This is a genomic window from Thermocladium modestius (assembly GCF_055398215.1).
On record NZ_AP043731.1, the window covers coordinates 1,486,925 to 1,508,972 of the forward strand.

22 protein-coding genes are annotated in these 22,048 nt (G+C 47.3%); 13 read left to right on the forward strand and 9 right to left on the reverse strand.

All coding sequences use genetic code 11. The annotated features are described in order from the left end of the window. Nucleotides 1–19: 19 nt before the first annotated feature. Genes ACZ5ZS_RS07710 through ACZ5ZS_RS07725 form a run of 4 tightly spaced genes read right to left on the reverse strand, consistent with a single transcriptional unit; the run spans nt 20 to nt 4,563 of the window. Nucleotides 20–1,300, reverse strand: coding sequence for a DUF58 domain-containing protein (locus ACZ5ZS_RS07710; RefSeq protein WP_188595502.1), 1,281 nt, complete (start codon nt 1,298–1,300; stop codon nt 20–22). Further along, nucleotides 1,297–2,253 (reverse strand): AAA family ATPase, encoded by a 957-nt coding sequence (locus ACZ5ZS_RS07715; RefSeq protein WP_188595503.1) that lies wholly within the window; start codon nt 2,251–2,253, stop codon nt 1,297–1,299. The genes ACZ5ZS_RS07710 and ACZ5ZS_RS07715 overlap by 4 nt, the downstream gene beginning before the upstream one ends. Next, on the reverse strand, nt 2,243–3,085 hold the full coding sequence (locus ACZ5ZS_RS07720) for a DUF4350 domain-containing protein (RefSeq protein ID WP_188595504.1): 843 nt from the start codon (nt 3,083–3,085) through the stop codon (nt 2,243–2,245). The genes ACZ5ZS_RS07715 and ACZ5ZS_RS07720 overlap by 11 nt, the downstream gene beginning before the upstream one ends. Next, on the reverse strand, nt 3,082–4,563 hold the full coding sequence (locus tag ACZ5ZS_RS07725) for a DUF4129 domain-containing protein (RefSeq protein ID WP_188595505.1): 1,482 nt from the start codon (nt 4,561–4,563) through the stop codon (nt 3,082–3,084). The genes ACZ5ZS_RS07720 and ACZ5ZS_RS07725 overlap by 4 nt, the downstream gene beginning before the upstream one ends. Nucleotides 4,564–4,884: 321 nt before the next feature. Here ACZ5ZS_RS07725 and ACZ5ZS_RS07730 point away from each other — a divergent pair, with 321 nt between their 5' ends. The 9 genes from ACZ5ZS_RS07730 (at nt 4,885) to ACZ5ZS_RS07770 (ending at nt 13,060) form a co-directional block, all read left to right on the forward strand. Beyond that, nucleotides 4,885–5,319 (forward strand): hypothetical protein, encoded by a 435-nt coding sequence (locus ACZ5ZS_RS07730; RefSeq protein ID WP_188595506.1) that lies wholly within the window; start codon nt 4,885–4,887, stop codon nt 5,317–5,319. A 167-nt stretch (nt 5,320–5,486) separates the two neighbouring features. Continuing rightward, nucleotides 5,487–6,491 (forward strand): glycosyltransferase family 4 protein, encoded by a 1,005-nt coding sequence (locus ACZ5ZS_RS07735; RefSeq protein WP_229657601.1) that lies wholly within the window; start codon nt 5,487–5,489, stop codon nt 6,489–6,491. A gap of 61 nt (nt 6,492–6,552) precedes the next feature. Beyond that, on the forward strand, nt 6,553–7,029 hold the full coding sequence (locus ACZ5ZS_RS07740) for a glycosyltransferase (RefSeq protein WP_229657602.1): 477 nt from the start codon (nt 6,553–6,555) through the stop codon (nt 7,027–7,029). Between the two features lie 23 nt (nt 7,030–7,052). Beyond that, nucleotides 7,053–7,622: a glycosyltransferase family 4 protein gene (locus ACZ5ZS_RS07745; protein ID WP_229657603.1), complete on the forward strand. Its 570-nt coding sequence runs from the start codon at nt 7,053–7,055 to the stop codon at nt 7,620–7,622. A gap of 202 nt (nt 7,623–7,824) precedes the next feature. Further along, the gene (locus ACZ5ZS_RS07750; RefSeq protein WP_188595508.1) at nt 7,825–8,451 is read left to right on the forward strand and encodes an FkbM family methyltransferase; all 627 of its coding nucleotides are present in this window, start codon (nt 7,825–7,827) and stop codon (nt 8,449–8,451) included. A 15-nt stretch (nt 8,452–8,466) separates the two neighbouring features. Further along, nucleotides 8,467–10,149 (forward strand): hypothetical protein, encoded by a 1,683-nt coding sequence (locus tag ACZ5ZS_RS07755; RefSeq protein WP_188595509.1) that lies wholly within the window; start codon nt 8,467–8,469, stop codon nt 10,147–10,149. Continuing rightward, nucleotides 10,146–11,285 carry a glycosyltransferase gene (locus ACZ5ZS_RS07760; protein ID WP_188595510.1) on the forward strand — a complete coding sequence of 380 codons (1,140 nt, stop codon included), beginning with the start codon at nt 10,146–10,148 and terminating at the stop codon, nt 11,283–11,285. The genes ACZ5ZS_RS07755 and ACZ5ZS_RS07760 overlap by 4 nt, the downstream gene beginning before the upstream one ends. A 79-nt stretch (nt 11,286–11,364) precedes the next feature. Next, entirely contained in the window at nt 11,365–12,261 is an 897-nt protein-coding gene (locus tag ACZ5ZS_RS07765; RefSeq protein WP_229657604.1) for a GDP-mannose 4,6-dehydratase, read from the forward strand. A gap of 184 nt (nt 12,262–12,445) precedes the next feature. Continuing rightward, nucleotides 12,446–13,060 (forward strand): hypothetical protein, encoded by a 615-nt coding sequence (locus ACZ5ZS_RS07770; protein ID WP_464858227.1) that lies wholly within the window; start codon nt 12,446–12,448, stop codon nt 13,058–13,060. Between the two features lie 153 nt (nt 13,061–13,213). Here ACZ5ZS_RS07770 and ACZ5ZS_RS07775 read toward each other — a convergent pair whose 3' ends face one another. Then, on the reverse strand, nt 13,214–14,254 hold the full coding sequence (locus ACZ5ZS_RS07775; protein WP_188595512.1) for a glycosyltransferase: 1,041 nt from the start codon (nt 14,252–14,254) through the stop codon (nt 13,214–13,216). Nucleotides 14,255–14,485: 231 nt separating this feature from the next. On the opposite strand from ACZ5ZS_RS07775, the gene ACZ5ZS_RS07780 reads away from it, so the two are divergent. The 4 genes from ACZ5ZS_RS07780 to ACZ5ZS_RS07795 all read left to right on the forward strand — a co-directional run bounded on the left by ACZ5ZS_RS07780 (nt 14,486) and on the right by ACZ5ZS_RS07795 (nt 17,825). Further along, a complete protein-coding gene (locus ACZ5ZS_RS07780) occupies nt 14,486–14,905 on the forward strand; it encodes a glycosyltransferase family 2 protein (protein ID WP_075060443.1) in 420 nt (139 codons plus the stop codon). Between the two features lie 351 nt (nt 14,906–15,256). Beyond that, nucleotides 15,257–16,489 (forward strand): glycosyltransferase family 2 protein, encoded by a 1,233-nt coding sequence (locus ACZ5ZS_RS07785; protein ID WP_188595513.1) that lies wholly within the window; start codon nt 15,257–15,259, stop codon nt 16,487–16,489. Between the two features lie 7 nt (nt 16,490–16,496). After that, nucleotides 16,497–17,480: an FkbM family methyltransferase gene (locus ACZ5ZS_RS07790; protein ID WP_075060440.1), complete on the forward strand. Its 984-nt coding sequence runs from the start codon at nt 16,497–16,499 to the stop codon at nt 17,478–17,480. A gap of 6 nt (nt 17,481–17,486) precedes the next feature. Continuing rightward, complete coding sequence (locus tag ACZ5ZS_RS07795; protein WP_229657605.1) at nt 17,487–17,825, forward strand: class I SAM-dependent methyltransferase; 339 nt, start codon at nt 17,487–17,489, stop codon at nt 17,823–17,825. Nucleotides 17,826–18,379: 554 nt separating this feature from the next. Here the strand turns inward: ACZ5ZS_RS07795 and rfbC are convergent. Genes rfbC through ACZ5ZS_RS07815 form a run of 4 tightly spaced genes read right to left on the reverse strand, consistent with a single transcriptional unit; the run spans nt 18,380 to nt 21,855 of the window. After that, a complete protein-coding gene (rfbC, locus tag ACZ5ZS_RS07800) occupies nt 18,380–18,937 on the reverse strand; it encodes a dTDP-4-dehydrorhamnose 3,5-epimerase (RefSeq protein WP_188595514.1) in 558 nt (185 codons plus the stop codon). After that, nucleotides 18,924–19,802, reverse strand: coding sequence for a dTDP-4-dehydrorhamnose reductase (gene rfbD / locus ACZ5ZS_RS07805; protein WP_188595515.1), 879 nt, complete (start codon nt 19,800–19,802; stop codon nt 18,924–18,926). Before rfbD ends, rfbC begins: the two co-directional genes overlap by 14 nt. Beyond that, a complete protein-coding gene (locus ACZ5ZS_RS07810; RefSeq protein ID WP_188595516.1) occupies nt 19,799–20,767 on the reverse strand; it encodes an NAD-dependent epimerase/dehydratase family protein in 969 nt (322 codons plus the stop codon). The genes rfbD and ACZ5ZS_RS07810 overlap by 4 nt, the downstream gene beginning before the upstream one ends. Nucleotides 20,768–20,802: 35 nt before the next feature. Continuing rightward, entirely contained in the window at nt 20,803–21,855 is a 1,053-nt protein-coding gene (locus ACZ5ZS_RS07815; protein ID WP_188595517.1) for a glucose-1-phosphate thymidylyltransferase, read from the reverse strand. Nucleotides 21,856–22,048: the final 193 nt, after the last annotated feature.

A 22,048-nucleotide genomic window follows, 5' to 3' on the forward strand; every position in this document is an offset into this window, starting at 1 on the left:
CCTCTCCCAGCACTCGGCGTCAGACGGCGATGCAGTCCACGTCCCTTGGAGGCGGGCGGCAGGCGTGCCTCAACCAAGCCCGCTCCCCTAGAATTACCCCGGCCCCCCGTGCAGCGCGGAGCACGGCTGCCCTACGGGCAATTACCAGATCCGCGAGGAGCCCCGCCGCGCCAAGCGCTCCCCCTAACCGCCTTATGTTCATCGCCTCGATCTCCCCCATGATGGAGTCCATGGCCTCCACGTAGTTGCCGGGGGAAACCTCGCGCTCCCCCCTCTCCCCCCTCCTCCCTATCAATATCACTCTCACCCCCGGGCTCCTCACGAGCAGCGCAGCCACGGCGGAGGCGAGGGCCGCTCCCAACCTATCAACCGCCTCCCCATCCGACGCGTAGGCCAGCACTGATATCACGGGGTTAACCTCGGGGGCCTCCATCAGCTTGACGACGTACTTGTCCAGCTTGAGGGACTTCTTCCAGTGAATCCTCCTAACGGGGTCCCCCGCCACGTACTCCCTCACCTCAACCACGTCCCCCGCCCCCGCCACGGAGGCCCTCCTCAACAACCGCTCCCCAACCTCCACGGCCCGCCTAGCCCTGGGCGTGACGATTATGGGCGGGTGAGGCGCTCGCCTCGAAGCGCTGACCAGCCCGTCCCCGCTCCTCAACTCCAAGAGAAGCATGGGTCTCTTCACCCCGCCGAGCCCGTACCTCGCCTCCGCCCCAACGGAGTCGCCGCCGACGTCAACGCCCACCCGCTCCAGCCTCACCTCGCTTGGGGCGTGGATAACGGCCCTAACGCCCCTCAATCGAGGCCTTGAGGATATGGTCAAGACATAACTCACTCTCCTGCCCGCCACGGTCCTCAACTTCCTATCCGCCTCCACCGCTATCCTGGCGGTGACCATCCTTCCCCACTCCACGAGGGCCTTGAGGGAGACGTAGGCGGCGGGGATGAGGAGGGAAATGAATGGGGCAACCCCGGCCAGGGGGAGTGCTAGGACGAGGGCGATTGAGGGGGGAGCCACGTAGGCCCACCAGGGGCGTGGGTTAAGGCGGAGGGACGCCTCGAGGAGGGGCAGGAAGGCTAGGGCTAGGGCAGCGTCGTACGGGGGAGGGACGGCGGCGATGGCGGCCAAGTGAGCCAGGGACTGGACAGCGTCGTGTCCTCTCCCTCTAGGGATGAACTCCGCGGCGAGGGCGATGGCGGATAGGGCGTACACGGCGGGGTGGCCCAGCCCCAGCGCGACGTATAGGGCGGGGAATGCCTTTCTAGCGAGCCTAGCTGCGTGGATCCACTTCATTGCTCCCGCACCGCCACTGTTGGGGCCGGGACCTCGTTGAGGGCGTCCTCAACCACCTGATTGGGGCTCACGTCCTCCTCGTACTCCTCCCTGAGGACGACGCGGTGGGGAAGAGCGAGCCTTGCGGCCTCCTTCACGTCGTCCGGCACCACGTAGCCCCGCCCGTTCAGGAAGGCGAGCGACCTCGCCAGCCTATACATGCTTATGGGTGCCCTGGTGCTTAGCCTGACCCCCACTCTCCTATCCCCCCTCACCCTCTCCACCACGTCGAAGATGTAGTTCAGCACCGAGTCATCAACGTACACCCCCCTAGCCGCCTCCATTAACTTCCCCGCCTCCTCCGGCTTCAGGGAGAGGGGTTGGGGCTTTTCCAGCGAGTCCTCTATCTCGTCCGCCTTCCTCACAACTGCCTCCTCGTACTCCCTGGGCACGTGGTTCACCTCTATGGCTGCGGCGAACCTGTCCAGCACAGCTATGGGTAGCCTGGAGGTGAAGCCCAGCTCCTCCTCCGTCCTATTCATGGTGGCGACGACCATGTGGGGGTAGGGGAGGGGGAGGGGCGTGCCGTCGATGGTGACGTGCCTCTCTTGCATCGACTCCAGGAGCGCGGAGAGGGTCCTCGGGGGCGCCCTGTTCAACTCGTCCAGAAGGGTCACGTTGGCGAAGATGGGGCCCTTAACCACCCTCGAGTCCCCGTCCCTTGAGTACACGGTGAACCCTATTATGTCGGAGGGGAGGGTCTCATTGTTCACCTGCACCCTCTTATACGTCCCCCCAATGGCTTGGGCCAACGCCCTGGCCAGCGTCGTCTTGCCGGACCCAATGGGGCCCACGAGCAGGGCGTGCCCCCCGGCCATGAATGTGGCCAGTATCGCCATCGCTGAGTGGGCGTCGCCCAGGAACACGTTGGTGATGTACCTCCACATCTCCCCCACGGCGTCTCTACGACTCATCGCGACTCCCTCCACGGTTCGAATTTAACAGTATCGCGGCGACGAGGAGGGGGGCGGCGATAAAGGCATAGCGCCAGGGCGTGGAGGCGACGCGGGCGGCGTATCCCATGGCCAGCCTAACCAAGCGGCTCGGGGAGTCCCCCCTCAACCCGCTGGCCCAGAGGACGGCTCTCCCCCCGCACAAGGATTGAAGGAACTCCTCGTTGTCCCGCAGCCCTATAACGGAGTTCATGAAGATGGCTGGGTCCGATATGATGATTACGTACCCCCTCCCGCGGGGAACCGCGGCGGCGACGAGGAAGGGCCCTTTCACGGCGCCCCCTCCCCCCGTGTTGATCCTGCTTAGCTCGCTTGTCTCCGCCACCGCCGCGTAGGACCCGTTTACCAGGATGGGCTCCGCGCCGTACAGGGCCAGCACTGTGGCGTTGCTGGTGATGGCGGGGTTATTTAGCACTATGGCGAGGGGGAAGTCCTCGTTGAGGGCGTTGAAGGCCGTGTCCGTTATGGTTCCATTGATGAAGCTCGCGTTGATGCCCAACCCCCTCAACAGCTCAGCCGCGTATTCATTATCCCCAAGGACGACGAGCCTCCCCCCGCCCACGACGAATCCCTCCAGCCCCTTCTCCTCGCTTATGGGGTTCATGGGTATTATGAATATGGAGTCAGCGTTGTAGTCCGGGTAGTAGACCGGCCTCAAGCAGGTGCGGGCGGCCATGGAGTAACCGTTCCAGGCCGTGTTATGGGGCCCATAGGGTGTGTCGGACCCGGAGTAGTAAAGGGCGATCAACGCTAGGGCGGCTACTAGGGCGGCCGCGGCGATCACGTGCCTCACCCAGCCACCACCCTCCTCAACTCCTCAGCCCTCCTAACCTCCTCCTCCCCCGGCTCGTGAGCTGAGTAGAGGATGGGCTCGGCCAGCTCTATCAACTCCCTCAACGCCTCCCCCCTCGCCCCCTCGCCAAGGCGCTGGGATGCGGCGGCCAGGTACTCCCTGAGAGTCATTGAGGGCGCGAACTCCACGCCAGTCACCGCCTCGACCCCGCGAATCGCCCCCGCCAATGCCTTGACCGCCCTCTCCCCATTGGGCCCCAGGCGCTTGGTCCCGGCCGAGAGCCTCTCCGCCAATGCCTTGACCTCTCTCCCCCTCTCCTCCTTTCCCACCCTCTCCTCCCTCTCCCTCCGCATCGATCGCTTGACGGCCACGGCCAGCCCCAGCGTGAAGGCGATGGGCATGGCTATCTGCAGTGGGTTCACCACCAGGATGGACGCGTAGTACCTCCCCCCCTCAAGGGGGTAGCTGGGGCTGATCGCCACGGCCACGGGTTGATACCCAGTCCCCCAATCCAGGGGCGCCCTGATCTCCTCCACCACGGCCGGGGACTCCGCCGTCACGTTAATCGCCTCTCCACCCACCGCTATGGTGATGTTGACTCTCCTCGCCAGCCACGGGCTTACCGCCACGCCCACCTGGAAGGGGAAGCCGGCCACCGCCACCCAGCTCACGGCCACCCTGGCCCTGGTGGGAACGCCGATCACCTGAACCATTGCCGTGTAGGCGGCCGGTCCGTAACCCCCGTACGGGGCGGCGTACACCGCCACAGTGTAGTTGCCCGGCGCCAGTCGCAGCGTGCCAATAGAGGCGCTGAACTCCCCACCGCGCGTCTCCGTCCGGATCGTCTCGCCGTCCACCGCTATGGTGATGGGCCTGGAGGGCGGTCCAGTCGCTTGCCCCGTCACGTTAACGGCCTGGCCCCAGCGAACCGCCCCCGTCACGTTAACGGCCAGGGCCGTGGGTTGGTAGAGGGAGAGGGCCGCGTTGCTGGGAGCCGCCAGCACCCCGTTCAGGGTCTCGTTGATGGAGGTCAATTCCTGGGCTATGGAGAGATTAATCACCTTAGCCAAGCCCGAGTACTGGGGCAGCACTGCCATTAATTCATTGATGGCCCCCTTGGTCTCGCCGTACAATTCCCGGTCCAGCGCCACTCCCTCCGCCGCCAGCCTCCTGGCCTCGCTGTAATTAACCGTCTCCTCGCTCAACGCCTCCCTGTAGGTGGAGTAGAGGCTAGCCAGCCCGGAGTTGATGTTGCTTAACTCCCCCCTTAGAGCGGATAGCTGGGATGAGTTGCCGTGGATCAGGTCGGCCATAGCCGTTATGTTAACGCCGATGAAGCCGTTATAGTTGGCGATTATTAGGCCCGTCAAGGATTGGTTGAGGGGCTGGATGTGAGTCGAGGGGGTTGGGCTGTGTCCCATGAGTGCCGCTATGGCGATCACCGCCACCGTGGCTATGGCTATGTAGAGGGCCCTCACGGGGACACCCCGCCCACCGCGTTGATCCCCGCTGGGGAGGGGCTCGCCGGGCAGGCGATCGAGCTATCGTCGCGCATAGACTCCCTGCGGCGCGCCGCGGCCTGTTCCATGCGTGGCCGGAGCGGTTGCCCAATATATGTATTACGTGGCTTCCCCCATCCCTTACCACCATCAATGGATCGCCTTGATGCGGGATTCGTCACTGAGCGGCGGAGAACCCCGGCCCGAAGGGATGGAGCAGTTCATAGACGTGAAACTGTTAATTCTACGGCCTCGTTTTTCTTGGGCAATGCTTAAAAAGGATATTGGTAGGAGTGAATCGTGAATGGGCTGCCGGGGGAGGTTCCCGAGTTGATTGAGGAGTTCGTCGCTGATAGGGTTAGGGATGTTGGGTTGCCGCTTCTATTGTCCCTTAGGAGGAGGGCGATTAGGTCCCGGGCCTGGTTCAGGTTGAGCCCGGTGAGGAGGGGCCTCCTCGAGGCGGCCATCGCCTACATGCGCCGCGGGTTCAGGTTCACGTCGGCCCACGCCCTCGGCTTGCTGAGGGGGGCGGTCGTGGAGGCATTAACCCTCTTGTTGAGGGGAAGCGTTAGGTTCGCCGCGTACGTCGTCGGTCTCAGGCTGGCGGCGAGGGCGGGCCTTAGGGCGTCCGCCGGGGAGTTGATAGTGATGGGCATTAATTGGCTGAACACGCCGAAGTGGTACAGGATAGACGTGGCCAGCGGCAATACCTTTGGAAATGCGTGGGGGAACTGATGTTAAGGCTATGACATGTATGGGAGGGAGAACTATATAACAGACTGAATGAGCTAAATCAGCATGAGAAAGACAATGGTATTTAAGAGCTTGGCAGGAATGCGCCTCTTTGTTATAGTATGAAAATACTAATTATATCGCCCACGTATTACCCACATATCGGCGGTGTGGAGTACGTAGTAAAGTCGACTGCTGAAAGGCTAGTCAAGATGGGACATGAAGTAACAGTGCTGGCGGGAGAAACAGAGATCGAGAAACCCCACGAGGAGGAGATAAACGACGTACATGTGATAAGATGGCCCACCTGGAACCCAAGCGGGGCGTATCACATACCGAGGAGGCCTACCGAATTGAAGGTCATGATAGGCCACCTGGCATCTCAAAATGACGTTATCCACATACATAGTGCGCACGCCGTTTTGCCGGTATATGCAGGACTTGCTGCTAAAAACCGCGCAAGGTTGGTTTTCACGCTTCACTATCACGGTGGAGGGCACACGCTTGTACGGAAGCTGTTATGGGGCTTTGCTTGGCTGCACAGAGTTAGGGAATTGGTGAAGGCAGTTAATGCGGTTCACGCTGTGAGCAAAATGGAGGGAGAGAGAGTGGTGAAGGATTTCCCGGATGCAAGCGGGAAGTTATGCATTATTCCAAACGGGATCGATGAGGACGTCCTCCAATATAGATGGATTGGTCAAGACAGCAATTATGCAGTGTATGCTGGAAGATTGGAGAGGTACAAGAGAATAGATAAAGCCATGGAGCTAACCCACAAGCTGGGTCTCCGATTGTTGATAATAGGTCAGGGTCCCGACAAGCCGCGTCTAGCGAAGCTCGCTGAGAGATATGACGTGGAATTCAGGGACTTTCTTCCCCGGGATGAATACTTGAGAACAATAGCATCTGCTAGATACGCCATTAACTTAAGCGAGGCTGAGGCCTTCAGCATATTCGTAGCGGAGGCGATAGCCATGGGCGTTCCATCTATAGTTAGCAGAATCATTGCAGGGAATTTAAACATGCGAGGAGAGGAGATTGCTAGTGACGCTCTACTGGTTAAAAACGCTAATATACAGGTATGGAACGAGGTCGTGGAGGGCTTCCTCGGGCTCTATGATGAAGTCATGCAAGGCCCAATCTATGCTGTTGAAAAGCAAAATGACAATGCTTAATTCATCTCATGAAATGTTTTGCCAGTAATCAATACAAAAATACGGAGATAGAGAAACTGGTATGAAGATTGCTATAATCAGACGAGAGTATATAACGCACTTGGATGGCGTTAATAGGTTCATAGCGTGGCTGGCTGAGGGTTTAATAAGGCTGGGCCACGATGTGGTAATAGCCAGTTGGTGTTACAGCGGCTCTGTAAAACGGGAAGAATTACCTAGATGGTTTAGGGAAATGCACGGGCTGGACTATGAGGTGCCAATACTTACCATTGAGGATAAGCCCTGTGCCGGAGATCCCTGGGTTAAGATGAATCTACGGTGGTTAACCAAGGGAGGATCCCTCCTCAGGAAAGAAGGCGTAGATGTGGCTGTCGTTAATGGTGTAGTTCCATTGATATTTAAGTCAAAAATCGCGGTGGCCCACGGTCCACTCGGCAATATATCCATTATGCAGCGTTTAGTGTTAAAGGCGCTTTATGCGACATCTGACAAGTTGTTTGTATATCAGAGCAAAGCAGGCGGGAATATAGGAGTATAACCGACTGCGACGCCGTAGTGCCCTTGCCATTTAAGCTTAGTCTATACAGGCCTGTAAGACTCCAGGAAAGGGGTAATGTGATAGTTCATATTGGGACAAGGCCCATTAAGAACCCCCAAATCAGCATTAAGGTGGTGGAGGAGTTGAGGAGAAGAGGCTATAATGTGGAGTTAGCCATAGTGGGTAGCTATTCTAAAGAAGTTGAGGAAGTGTCTATGGATAAGGATTTCGTAAGGGTTCTATTTAATGCTGATGAGAGAACTAAACTGGAGGTATTGTGTAGCGCCAAGGCGCTGATACTTCCGTCAAGTGGCGAGGCCTTTCCCTTCACCACCCTGGAGGCTATGGCATGCGGAACACCACCCATAGTCTCAGGTGCAGTACCTGAAGAGGTGCTTATTAATGGGGTTAATGGCATCAGAGTCAACAGCCTAAACCCAATAGACTATGCCAATGCATTAGAAAGATTATTAAACAATGAGGAACTTTGGATAAGCATAAGTAGAAATAGCCGGGAATTCATTAAAAATTTTGACCATATTAAAATAGCGTCAAATTACCTTGATATAATAACCAGGATTATTGAGAAATAATGAATAATAATTTATTAATACTCATAGGCTCTAAATTAAGAGAATTATATATTAAAGTTATTAGATTCTTAATGATAAATAAACAAACATTAATATTAATAACTATAGACTTTATACACATTATGAGGGGCTTCAGGTTATTGATGAGTTAATTGTATTAGGTCAATATTATAGGGCTTTAAAAACTAAACCTAGAATCGTAGTGGATTTAGGTGCACATATAGGAGTTTTCACAATATTAATCATCAATAATATGGATGATGGCTTAGTATTAGCAGTTGAACCAATTATATATAATTATATTTTAGCTGTAAATAATATTTTAAATAATGCTATTAAAAGGAATATAAAGGTAAAAGTAGTTCAAAAGGCTATCGATATAGCGGATGGAGTTATAAAGACCCTTGACTGGGCTGGTTTTAGAAATTATGCTGAATCTATATCAATGAACACGTTAATTAATATATTTGAGCAGAAAGGGTATGGGGAATATATAGATTTACTTAAGATGGATATTGAGGGCGCTGAATATTATTTACTTACCCATGATAACCAATGGCTTAAAAGGGTTAAGATAATAGTGGGTGAATTACACCCTTATGTTTACGGTAAAACAGGCCTAATTAAGATCTATGAATCACTTAAGAGTAATGGATTTAGATGCTTTATTGTGGAGAGAAGGGTACCTAATTTGCATTATGCATTGAGTATTGTTAAAAATAGTAATCCATATATGGTTCTTTTTGGTGTCTGGCGTTCATTAACAGCATTATTCATACCCTACGTATCGTTAAATTATCTGTATTGTGTGAATTTAAAAATGGATTGAGACTTCTGGAAACCTATGAACAATAGAATTAGAGCTATAGTGCTGGCCATATGTTTAATGGTGTCGCTAGGATTGTTGTATGTTTCAGCTATTAAATCCAACATTATATTGATTTCTAATGTTGAAGCTTTGAATCTCCAGGATTCAGCCATCGGGATATTAAGCACCCTCAATGTATTTTACCTCATTGGATTTGTGGTATTAGCAGTTAGCGTATTATTAACCATTAACATGTTAATGCTTAGAAGCCGTTTACTTAGCTTATTGCTGATCTTCATTATATTAATATACCTCGTGGGTTACCCTCTATTATTAAGCCCATATCCACCTTACCTTGCTGATGGTACATCGTTTTCAGCAGAGTCTTCAATGATTTCGCTCTTTGGATATAGTAGCGTTAGGCCGATGCTTTATAATAATGGGTTCTATCCGCTTGCCTTAATTTGGGAGGCTATGCTAGGTAAGGTTACTGGGCTTCAACCAATAAGGCTATCCTCAATCTACGGTTTTCTAGAGCCTATATTCCTAATCCTGGTGGCTTACCTTGTGAGTCGTAGGCTTTACGAAGGAGAAGATTCCATACATATAGCACTGCTCAGTATGCTTATCTACATTGCTCTAATCTGGTCTTACCAATTCCACTTCTCACCCCAGGACTTTAACATAGTCCTATTCATGCTTTTAATACCGCTATTTCCAATGATCACTGGTGGTGATTCTAAGGCTATTGGCTTACTGTCACTAGCTGCCGTAACGTTAACCCTAACTCACCAGACCGAGATGCCCATATTGATAGCCTCCCTGGCTGCGTTGCTTCTGCTTAGGCTTGTAAGGAGGGCTAGGTATTGGCCCATAGCATTAAACATGCTTACTGTTTCATCAGCCATGTTCATGGCCTATAGCATATACGCCTTCATGGGTAATATTGAGATTATTAGCGGAGTCTTTTCACCATCAGCCATTGAGCGTTTAATAACACTACTGCTAGGAAGAGTCTCACATGCAGTATTCTTCGAAGAGTCATTGCAATCAGTATATCCACTAAGATTAATGGTATATAGGCTTGAGCTTCATGGGGGTTATGCAATGGCTGTTTTCGAACTCATAGCCTCAATATCGATATACCTATGGCTACTATTGAGAGGTGGTGATAAGTTTAGAGAAGCATATGCATCGGTTATGGTTGGTGGACTGGTTGTTATAGCATTGGTAACGATAGCATTAGGTTCATACGGCAATAGGGTAGTTATATACACTGCGCCAATTCTATCAGGATTCCTAGGGGCATACCTTTGGAGGATTGTTAAGAGGTGGAGAAATATAATATATTTTATAATTCCCATACTGATGATTCTCGGATTCATGGGATTAATATTCTCAAGCTCAACCATTTACTGGGACTACTCGGCAGGTAACCCAGTTACTTGGGTATCCTTCAGATTAATGTATGGGTTAGGCTATCACTGTAATTTAGCAACATACTACAATACCAATTGGCTAACGGGCTATGAGCTCCTTAAACTTACACATAGTATTAATAATCCATGTACTTACCAGTTATTTGACTTTAATAAGGATGACCTACTGTATCTGGCAAATGATGTTAATCTTGAATCGTTTAGGAATGCCTTATCTAGCATATTGAATTCATCAATAATATATAATGATGGGTTAAATCTAGTATCAACGGGACCATGAGGATTGCCATAGCTCATGCCATAATTGGCATGGTTGGTGGTGGTGAGAGGTTGGTATTTTTAATGGCTAGAGCCTTAAGGGAGCTTGGTCATGTAGTTGATATATATGCATCGTATATTAATTACGATGCATGGAGTCTCCTAGCCAGTTCAACGGATCCTAAACCTATGTTGATACCCATGGATCCTGAGACTAGGTTAACTAGAAGAATGGGCGATATAACGAGGGCTCCTGTGAGTGGTGCCATTGTCGCAGCTAGGCATCTGCTTAAGGTTGTTAGGGGTCTGGGCTACGATATAGTTATTGAAACGATGAGTAACGTGCCCATGGATACAGACATATCCTACATACACTTACCCCTAGGTGAAGATACCCATGGAGGCTTAATGAATTTCCTATATAGGGCTTTCTTAAACATTGAGATTAGGAGGAACCTAGGTAAGCCCAGGTTAACCCTAGTTAACAGTTCATGGACTGCAGTTAGGATCTATAGGAAATTCGGCATAAGGCCCAATGTATTATACCCACCCATTGATAATGACGTGTTTACAGCCTGCGGGTCATATGATAGGAAGGATAAGGATATGGTGCTCACAGTGTCCAGGTATAGTCCTGAAAAGAACCTTACATCAATAGTTGAGATCGCCTCAATGGTTCCTGAAGCCGAATTCTACATAGCTGGGTCGGTAACACAAGCATCCCAAACAGTGGTACATAAGCTTATTAACAGGTTAGAGGAACTTAAGGTTAAGAACCTCCACCTACTCTTCAATATATCGAGGAACCGACTATTGAGACTAATGTGCAATGCACCAATATACCTTCACCCTCTCTATGTTGAACACTTTGGCATCTCTATAGCAGAAGCATCAGCCGCTGGTGCTGTTCCTGTGGTTTATAGGGATGGCGGTGGTTGGCTAGACATAGCATCAAGAATAGACCCAATGCTAGGATACATTAATGTACATGAAGCTACACACATTGTAAAAACATTACTTCATAATAATGATTTATGGATCAAGCTCTCTAAAAAGTCAACAGAAATAGCTAGTGATTTCTCATGGGATAATTATAAGTCGCGGCTTAAAAATGTAATAGAAAAAGCATACGATATTAAAAGTAGACGTCAACCTTAAAAATAGTTAATTTTTTAGAAAAATAATGAGAGGTAAGGCCTTAATAACTGGATAGGATGGCTACTTTTTATCTCAACTGTTGATTGAGAAGGGTTATGAAGTATATGGGATAGCGAGGAGACATGCTGATGGCAGCTTAGGTATGCTTGATCTCCTTCCTAAAGATAAAAGAAATGGCATTCACATACTCTTCGGTGATGTGACTGATGCTCATTTTGTAGCTGACGTTATTAGTAAACTTAAGCCCTATGAAGTTTATCACCTTGCTGCTCAAAGCTTAGTGCCTTATAGTTTCGAGAATCCCATGTACACCTATGATATAAACATTGGTGGTACGCTTAATGTAATTAATGCCATTAAGGACTACTCGTCTAGCTCTAGGATGTATAATGCAGCAACCTCCGAGATCTATGGGCAGCCCGAGCAAACACCGCAAAACGAGAACACGCCCTTTAAGCCGCGGTCGCCCTATGCTGTGTCGAAGCTCGCGGCTTTTTGGTCAGTTAAAATTTACAGGGAGGCTTATGGATTATTCATGAGTAATGGTATTCTATTCAATCATGAGAGTGAGGTTAGGGGTCCAATGTTTGTTACCAGGAAGATTACGCTTGGTGTAGCAAAGATTTACTGTGGTTCTAGCGATCCAATTGTGTTGGGCAATTTAAATGCCAGAAAGGATTGGGGTTATGCTAGGGATTACGTGGAGGGGATGTGGATGATGCTTAACTACGTGAGACCGGATGACTCCGTGCTAGGCACTGGAGAGCTACATACGGTGAGGGAATTCGCTGAGGAGGCTTTCAAGGCAGTAGGGATTAATATACATTGGAAAGATGAGGGACTTAAGGAAGTAGGTGTTGATGATATGGAGAGAATACTAGTGAAAGTTAGCCCAGAGTACTATAGACCCCTTGAGTCGGATAATTACGTAGCAGATTATAGTAAAGCTAAAGCGATTGCTAAAATGGTCCCCTAAGACTAGTTTCAAAGAATTAGTGCGAATAATGGTGGAGAATGATATAAAAAGAACATGTAATAACCATATAGATTTACAATAACTATATAATATGCAGATGGCTTTTCATATAAACACTGCAGCCAATCATAGAGACTTCTCCGCGGGGCCTAAACGCATAAATACAGAGGCATTGGGCCGGGTTATGATGAGGATAAACGCTTTGACGCTGTTGCCTTTGATGATTGTGGCGGCAATCGCCATGGCCTTCACCGCCCTCGCCGTCCCCCAACCCCCGCCGCCCAGCCTCCTAAGCGCTTACGGCGAGGTGGCGCGCCTGGGCGCCGGCGGCGCCAACGTGACGCTCCTCGTGAATGAGTTGAACCAAGCCATAAACCTGACGAGCGAGGGCGAGGCAAGCAACGCCTCCCCCCTGATTAACGAGGTCCTCGCCCAACTCCCCGGGGCGAGGGCCAGCCTAAACGGGATCCTCGCCTCCAAGGTAATCGCCCTAGCCGCTGCCGCCGCCGTCATAGCCGCCGCTGCTCTGATCTACGCCAAGCGCCGCGAGATAATTGGGGAGTTATGGCTAAGGCTGAGGAGCGGGGACTCCGTGAGGGCTGGGCCAGGCAAGCCCACCACCCTCCTATTCAATGAGGAGGTCGCATCCATAGTCCTGGCGATACTCATAATATTGGTGGTGTTCATCACCGCCCAGTCCGTGGTGAGCAACTACTCCACCCGCTTCTCGGCCATAGGTCTCCTCGGGCCCGGCGGCAAGCTTGGGGGGTACCCATCCACTATCCCAGTGAACTCCTAATAATTGTAGTATCTATCGAGTTGCTGGTGATATTTTGAGAGTTATCAATATAGTAATGCATAATGTGAATAGAGATATACATGAATATAAATAATTTAATGCCTTAATTCGCCAATGAAGTTAAGTAATGTTTTTATTAAATAATTTATATTTTCATAGGTATCGATTTCTTATCTTAAGTTCATTTAATTTTACCTTTAAGTAGCGTCTTCTAAGTAAAAGTAGTTCACTAGTCACCTCTAATGGGGTGACATAGCGGTATGGTGCGCAATAAAGGTTTAATACGCCTACCTTTTCTATTAGTACATTAGCAAGCTGCATACCATCGATGAAGCCACGGTAATTAACTTTATTAATGAATAAGTAAAATAGTCTCCTTGATCTTAATATTCTGCTAATTAGTGTATTTGAATATCTAGTCTTGACGATTAGACTTAGGGCTGTTGATCCACGTACTCCATAGAAGTTGCTGAGTGATCCCCTTGTTACCATGCCTTGGTAATGTATACCTATATCTATCGGTATATACTTGACCTGATATCCCCTATTCCATAATATTAATCCTAAGAGACTATCATCCAGGTATAGAAATGTTTCGTCTATGAATGGTTTACCATTAGGCATTACCCTCTTTATAGCATCAACCCTCACTACCATATATGCCCCATCTGGATACGTTACGTAATGTATCTTATCAATCCCAGGGCATTCGTCTGCGACTAATCCATTGCAGATACCCCCGCCAATCCAAAGTTCATCAATCCATCCTCCTGTAGAGTATATTATCTTCCCATCCGGGTAGTGTATTAGTCCGCTTGCGGCCGCTACCCTTTCACCATCCTCCATATATTCCACTAATTTAGCTAATGAGTACGGTGCTGGTATTAAATCGTTATTCACGAATGCCACATATTTACTTTCAGGATCCTTAGCCTCCCAACCTGCATTCATACCACCAGCATAACCTAGATTCTTGTCATTGCGAATAATCTTAACTTTCACATTATCCTGCTTACGTTCTTCAAGGAACCTTACAATATGCTCAAAACTACCATCATTAGAAGCATTATCAACTATTAAAAGTTCATAGCTGTTAAAGTCCATATTAAGGAATGCTTCAAGACTCTTATACACCGTATCCATGAACTTCATACTATTATAATTGAGCCAGATAACCGAGACTTTAGTACGCATTGATACATTCCTCTATATAGCGTTTATTAATGTTACCGCTTGAATAAGAGTGATGACATAATGATGCCACGCGGGCTATAGGTGAAGACGCATGGTTATCTTTATAAGTAGGTTTCCCTTAATGTACCTTAATGGCCGGAGTTACTGCCATTATCATTACACATAACCCCAAATTATCTAGGTTTAGGAATATTCTTAGGTCACTAGTCTATGAAGTTGATAGTATTGTGATTGTTTAATGCATCAGATAATATTGATGAAATTAAGGTATTATGCAGTAGCATACCTAATTGTAGCATAATAAAGCTAAACTTTAATAGTGGAGTAGCCTATGCATTAATGAAGGGTGTGCATTACGCCGTAGTCAATTATAGGCCTGAGTGGCTACTATTTCTTGACGACGATACCATGGTCTTAAGGAATGCCGTAAAAACAGCATTAACCATCTATGAAAAGACTCCAATCAATGTTAAGAGAATAGGGTTAATTAAACTTAGCACATCGGATGGAGACTGCAAGATCTATGAGACGCATCATAATGCATTTTCAGGAACTTTGATTAAAAGCCATGTAGCCGTTAAGACATGCTGCAGGGTAAACTTCTTCCTAGACCAGGCAGATCATGACTTATATGCCAGAGTAAGGGAATAGGATATCTAACACTTTTATTAAACTGTAGGCTAATAGACCATAAATTAGGGGTAATTAAATGGATACCAGTATTATCTAGGTATACTATTTATGAACCACCATGGAGATACTACTATATAGTGAGAAACTCGACAATACTCCTACTAGAGGGAAGGCTATACTCCAGGTTATACCTTAATCAAATCATTCAACTTGGTATAAAAATCCTATTTAAGGATGGTCCCAAGAAATTCATAAAGGCCCTAGGCCTGGGCCTATTACACGCACTACTCGGCCATGAGGGATATATTGATAAGAGGCTTATTTAATTAAAATTAAGCTTAAAAATTAAAAGGTCCTACTGCCATTTGAATGGATCCCTATATTTCGGTCATAGTTACAGCCCATGATAGGAGAAGATTCCTACCCCTAGCCTTAATGAGCCTAGAAAAACAGACATTAGATAAAGGGGAATTTGAGGTTATTATAGTTAAAAATTTTGAAGATAAAGCTATAGACAATATCATAAGCCGCAATGGTTGGAAAAACATAGTAACCAATACTATACCTTTAGGAGGTAAAATAGCCATTGGACTTGAGGAAGCTAAAGGTGAAGTAATTACATTCTTAGAAGACGATGATATGTATAAACCTGAACGGTTACAATTCATAAAAAATGTATTCAGCAGGTATAGAAATGTGGTTTATTTCCATAATAGGCAAGATGTAATTGATGAACATGGCAACGTTATACCATTAACTATAGCAAGATACATGATACACTATGGAGCATTACTTAACTACTCTGACATGATAATAGATGAAAAGCTAAAAAAGATACCATGTGCGATGGATTACATCAATTTACTTACAGGCGCAGACTTTAACAATTCATCAATAGCAATAAGAAGAATATCATTAAGTAAAAATGATCTAAACGTATTAAAGAGTATGCAAACAGGTATAGATCTTTACTTATATTCAAAAACATTCGCATTCATAGGATCTTTATATCTAACATCACTAAAGCTTACATATTATAGAACACATTCATCAAACTTATCAGCATACAGTTCTTTAAATTATCCTATTAATGAAAAGTACATTATTAAACTTATAATGCAAAGATATTTATTAGCACTTATACGGATTAAAAATGTCAATAATATTGTTAAATTGGCAAATATTAACTGCCCATCAAACATGTATAAAGATTTTCTTAAATCCATGGAATTAGAGATGCTAAGGTATTCTACCAAATATAGAATATTAGAGATTAATGTACTTAATATGCTTAAGGACGCTATTTTAATAAATAATAATACGTTACAAAGGAGTTTAACTATATTGAAGTTAATAAATACTTTGAATGCTAAAAGTATTTTTGAAGATGAATTAGAATTTTATAAAAAATTTGGTAAATTCTATGAGATTTATACTATGGGGAAGAACTTTTGGTATGGCTTATTGTATGCATTATCAACATACCTACTCCAATATATGCCTGATAGCATAAGGCTTAAATATTTAGAATATTCTATAAGAAGAAGCACATCTTATATTATCCTTAAGATGCAGAAATACTTAAAATCTAAAGGTATTTAGGGTATTGATGAATTTACTTAGAAGTCTATTTGTTGCTTTAAGAAGTAGTGATTTATTTGAAAATTGGCTATATGCAGGTTTAAAGTACATGCTTATTAAATATGGCTTAGCTAAGGATTCTATAGTGGTGAAATGCAATGATAAAAAACATAGGCTTACTCCAGATATATATTCATTCATTATTAATGCTCATTACGATGGTTATATTACTAATTTTAAATGTAATAACATAATAGAATTTATACAGAATAACTTTAGATTTAACATTACGGATGATAGTAAGATTTTTCTAGTAACACCTGATAATATTAAACTTTACATAGATTCTATTAGATTAATTGACTGGACGGTTTTACTTGAAACTTGGCTCTATGATATTCATTTTCTTGATTTTAATCTTAATAGATGGTTTATTCTTGATATAGGGGCTTATATTGGTGACACAGCGCTTTACTATGCGAGTAAAGGTGCCTTTGTTGTGGCAGTTGAACCTGCACCTAAACACTTTGAATTAATGTTAAAGAATATTGGACTTAATCCAGAATTTAAAACTAAAATCTTGCCAATAAATGTAGCGATAGCTAATAGTGATGGTTATGTAGATATTGCAGTAGATGGTGATTATCTTGATGGAGGCGTATCAATATATAAAGATGGAGCTAGCAGGATAAGGGTAAAGGCAGTTACTCTTAAGTCCCTTTTAAATAACATTAAGGAAATGGGCGTTAATATCGGTGAATTTAAAACCAAGGTATTAAAAATGGACTGCAAAGGATGCGAATGGGATGTTGTAAATAACGAATTAGATTCCTTAAAGTCATTCGATATCATAAAAATTGAATATAGCGGATATCTTAGAAATTATACTGTTGATCAATTAATTAATAAGTTAAAATACATTAACTTTACATGTATGAGATATGCGCATAATGAGCAAGCTATAAAAATAGGATTAGATAGACATGGAATGATTCATTGTATAAGGGTGTAGATCAATATGTGTAATATAGCAGTTATAGAATTTTTCCATCATTATGCTGAAGTCGATGAATTTAAGGATAAGGTAGTTCTCGAAATTGGCAGCAAATATGTTAATGGTAGTGTTAGACCGTTCATTGAGAAATTCCTTAAACCTAAACTCTATATAGGTATTGATCTTGAACCAGGTTTATATGTTGATATTGTTACCACAGCTGAAGCTGCTACAAATATTTTCGGCGTTAATAGGTTTGATGTAGTAATATCAACAGAGGTAATTGAACATGTATATGATTGGCAGAGAGTTATAAATGCCATAAAGGAGGTATTAAAGCCAGGCGGTTATATATATATATAACAACTAGATCAAGAGGATTCCCATACCATGCGTATCCCTTTGATTTCTGGCGCTATGAAATTCATGATATGGCTAATATATTCAGTGACTTTGAAATAATAACTTTAGAAAAGGATCATCAAGAGCCTGGCGTCTTTTTAAAGGCAAGAAAACCTAGCAATTGGAAGCCAGCTGATCTATCAGATATCGCATTGTATTCTATAATACTTGGTAGCAGAACAAAAGATCTCGTGAACTTAAAAAATGCACCTTTAATAAGAAGATTAGCTCTTAAATATTGTGAAAATAGAACGATTAGATTATGGATACCAGCTAGAATATTTAACACTATTCAATGGCTATATTGCATGTAAATATTTAAATGTAAATATATTATTTAAGATATAAGTGCTAATACTAATTATGAATTGATATTTTATCTCATGCCTTTTAACATTATAATTCAAGTATTATAGAATATCTTCCTAAACATAATTTGATTAAATATATAAATAATGTCTAATTCCTCAAGCTAATGAGCTTAGATTTAATAGCGAATATGCCTAAAATTATCACTATATTGGATATTCAAAGTTTGTTTCTGCTTGTTTCAGTGGCGGGCATTTTGAATCCTTCTCACTTAATATTACCCTCTCCCTTATTGGCCATGGTATCGATAGCTCTGGGTCGTTCCAGGCTATGCACCTCTCATGCTGTTGGCTATACTCCTTGGTAACTAGGTATAGGAAGTATGACTCCTCAATGGCCTGAAAACCGTGGGCGAAACCTGGCGGTACCCATAGGGCCAGGCCCGGTGTTAATTCAACGGCCACGTATTTGCCGAACCACGGTGAACCCCTCCTAATGTCCACGGCCACGTCAAGAACCCTACCCTTAACCACATAAACCAACTTACCCTGCTCCGCAGGCTTAAGCTGATAATGAAGCCCCCTAACAACGTAGGGCCTTGAGTAGGATAGATTGACTTGGGTAAAATCATAAGGCAAGTTAGTAGTTAAGTATTCTGTACGCTTCCAAAGCTCAGTGAAGAACCCCCTATCATCCTCAAACACCTTGAACTGAAATAGCATTACGTCAGGTATATCTAGTCTCTTAACATTAATGAGAGGCATACTTAAATGATTCCCACTCTTTTTTAAATATTGCTAGTGTATAATTAATGTCGTTAACTGGTATTCCAAGTATCTTAACGGCTCTTGAACTATCTAGGCTTGAATCCCTTGGCCTAGGGGCCTTGAAGGATAATTGACTAATCGATATTGGCTTAACCAACTCAGTTGGGAAATTAAAGGCTTTTGCTATGGCTAAGGCGAACTCATACCTGGATAACCTTGGGCCAGCTGCATGCAGTACTCCACTGTAATTAATTGGCAGTAGCTTAGTAATCATCTCAGCAATCAGGGTGTTTAATGTTGGTGAACCCCATTGATCAACAATAGCCTTAACTTCCTCACCACGGCTAAGCTTCTCCACCACAGTCCTACCGAAATTCTGCCTACCAGGCCCAAAACCATAAATCCAGGCAACCCTAACAACGACACCATCAACTGCTAAAACGGATTCCTCACCCAGTAGTTTAGTTAACCCATAGTAGTTTATGGGTCTTGGAGCATCTGCCTCACCGTAAAGACCCCTATCGCCTCGGAAGACGTAGTCCGTGGAGAGGTAAAACAGCCTAGCCCCAGCCCTTAGGCACCACCTAGCCACATCCCTAGTGGCCACGGCGTTAACCCTATAACATGATTCAACATCATCCTCGCACCCATCAACATCGCCCATAGCGGCCATGTGCACCACCGCCGATGGCTTATACTGATCCAGGAGGCCGGTGGGATTGGTCAAGTCCCACCTAACGGAGCCATCGACTGGGTGCTGATTGTAGACCCCCAAGACGTCGTAGCCCAACTCCCTCAGCCTAGCTAGGGTCTTAAACCCAGGCGACGAGCTGGCCCCGGTGACAAGGATTAGGCCCCTCATTTCCCAAGCAGCCTCTTATACCACTTAACGGTCCACCAACGCTCCTCGGGCCTCAAGTAGCCAAGCAGCACCTCGTGGTAGACCTGCCTAACCCCATCCCCAACGGCGTACAGCGTGTCGTAGCCAAGCGAGCGTATTTTCCTGAACGACACGGCGTAGCTCCTCTTATCAACCTCTCCCCTAAACGCCACCTCGCTCCCCGTGATCGCCTGAACCTCCTTGGCCACGTCGATTATCCTGTAATTCTGCCCATCCGAGCCCACATTGAACGCCTCCCCGCTCACCCTATCCCGCGGCGCCTCAAGCATCATCGCTACGGCCCTCGCAACGTCGAGGACATGAACCAAGGGCCTCTGCTGCATTCCATCGCCCTCCACGTATATCCTCCCCTCCTGCATTGCCGAGAGGGTCATCGCGTTAACCACCAAGTCAAACCTCATCCTCCTCGACGGTCCATACACGGTGGCGAACCTAAGGGCGACGGCTGTGAATGAATCGCCGGCGAGCGGCAATACATCCCTCTCCGCCATCAGGTTCGCCTTGGCGTACGTGGTGAGGGGGTTGGGCTCCGTCGACTCATCGGCGACCCCGCTCTGCCTCCCGTAGACGCTGCAGCTCGACGCCAGCACGTACCTAGAGACCCCCCTCTCCCTGGCCAGCTTGGCGTTTCGCGCCCTGGCCCTGTAATTTATGGATAGGGTGAGCTCTGGGTCGAGCTCGCCGGCTGGGTCGTTCGAGATGGATGCCAGGTCGACGACCGCGTCGACGCCGTCGAAGACCGAGCCATCGATGTCCCTCACGTCCGCCTTAATTAACTGGAAGCCCGGCTCGCCGTTAACGTGGCCGAGGACGTCCTCGCCGAAGGCCAGCCAGTCGACGCACTTGACTCCGTATCCCCTCCTCAACAGGTAGGGCACGAGGGTTGTGCCTATGTACCCCCCGCACCCGGTCACCAGGATCTTCATGGTTGGCCCGCGCATGCGGGTTTTTACGTTTTGCCTCAGATTTCTACGATGGAGTAATCGGACACGTGCAGCTTAATTGATCTTTGGCCGCTCGCTATGATCCTCGCGTGCCTGCCTATTATAGACTCCTCAATCCTCTCAACGCCCTCCACGGCGCAACCCTCCATTAACACGCTGTACTCAACCGCGCTGCGCCTAATTACGCAGTCATCCCCGATGCTTGTGTATGGGCCTATCAGTGAATCGTCTATGGTGCTTCCCCTCCCAATTACTGCGGGCCCCCTAACCACGCTGTTCCTGACGACAGCGCCCTCCTCGATTAGGACGCGCCCCTCGAGCCTGCTGTTCTCCACCGCCCCCCTTACCTCTCGCCGCGCGTTCTCGTCCAGTATCACCGCGTTCGCCGCCAGGACGTCGTCCTTCTTCCCCACGTCCAGCCACCACCCCTCGTGGATGGCGTACCCAACGCTCCTGCCGTCCCTCATCATTAGGTCTAGGGCGTCCGTTATCTCGTACTCGCCGCGCCATGATGGCTTCAACCGCTTCGTGTAGTCGAAGAACGCGGGGGTTAGGAAGTACACCCCCATCAGGGCCAGTTTGGAGGGCGGCTCCCTCGGCTTCTCCACGAGGCGGGTCAGCTTGCCGTCGCTGTCCAGCACGGCTACGCCGAATCTGGAGGGGTCCTCTACCTCCTTGAGCAGCAGGAAGGCGTCGTGGCCCTTGGCCCTGCTTAGGTACCTCGATGCGCCTCCCTGTATTAGGTTGTCTCCCAGGTAGGCGATGAAGTCTTCGCTTATGTGTTTCTCGGCCAGGGAGACTGCGTGGGCTATCCCCATTGGCTTTTCCTGGACTATGTACCGAGCCGTTAGTCCGAATCGCGATCCGTCCCCGACGTACTCCCTTATTGCGTCTCCATTGTGTGGGCCGACTATCACGTGTACCTCCTCTGCGCCGGCAGCGGCCAGGTCCTCCAGCACGTAGCCTATTACCGGCTTGTTGGCGAGGGGGATTAGGTGCTTGGGCGTGGATAGTGAGGTGGGCCTGAGCCTGGTGGCGTACCCGCCCGCCAACACCAAACCAACAACCATAATGTTTCTTTTCGCGCTGGGTTAAAAGCATCACTATGTTTAAGAGAATTGAAATCTAACCAGTCGCAGCTTGATTCATTAATGTTTTTGTAAATATGAGGAGGTAAGGGGAATATAAATGTTTATGGTTGTCGCTTTTGCTTTGAATGACTCATTGTCGATATGATGTTTGTCTCACTGCGTTCATCATGTA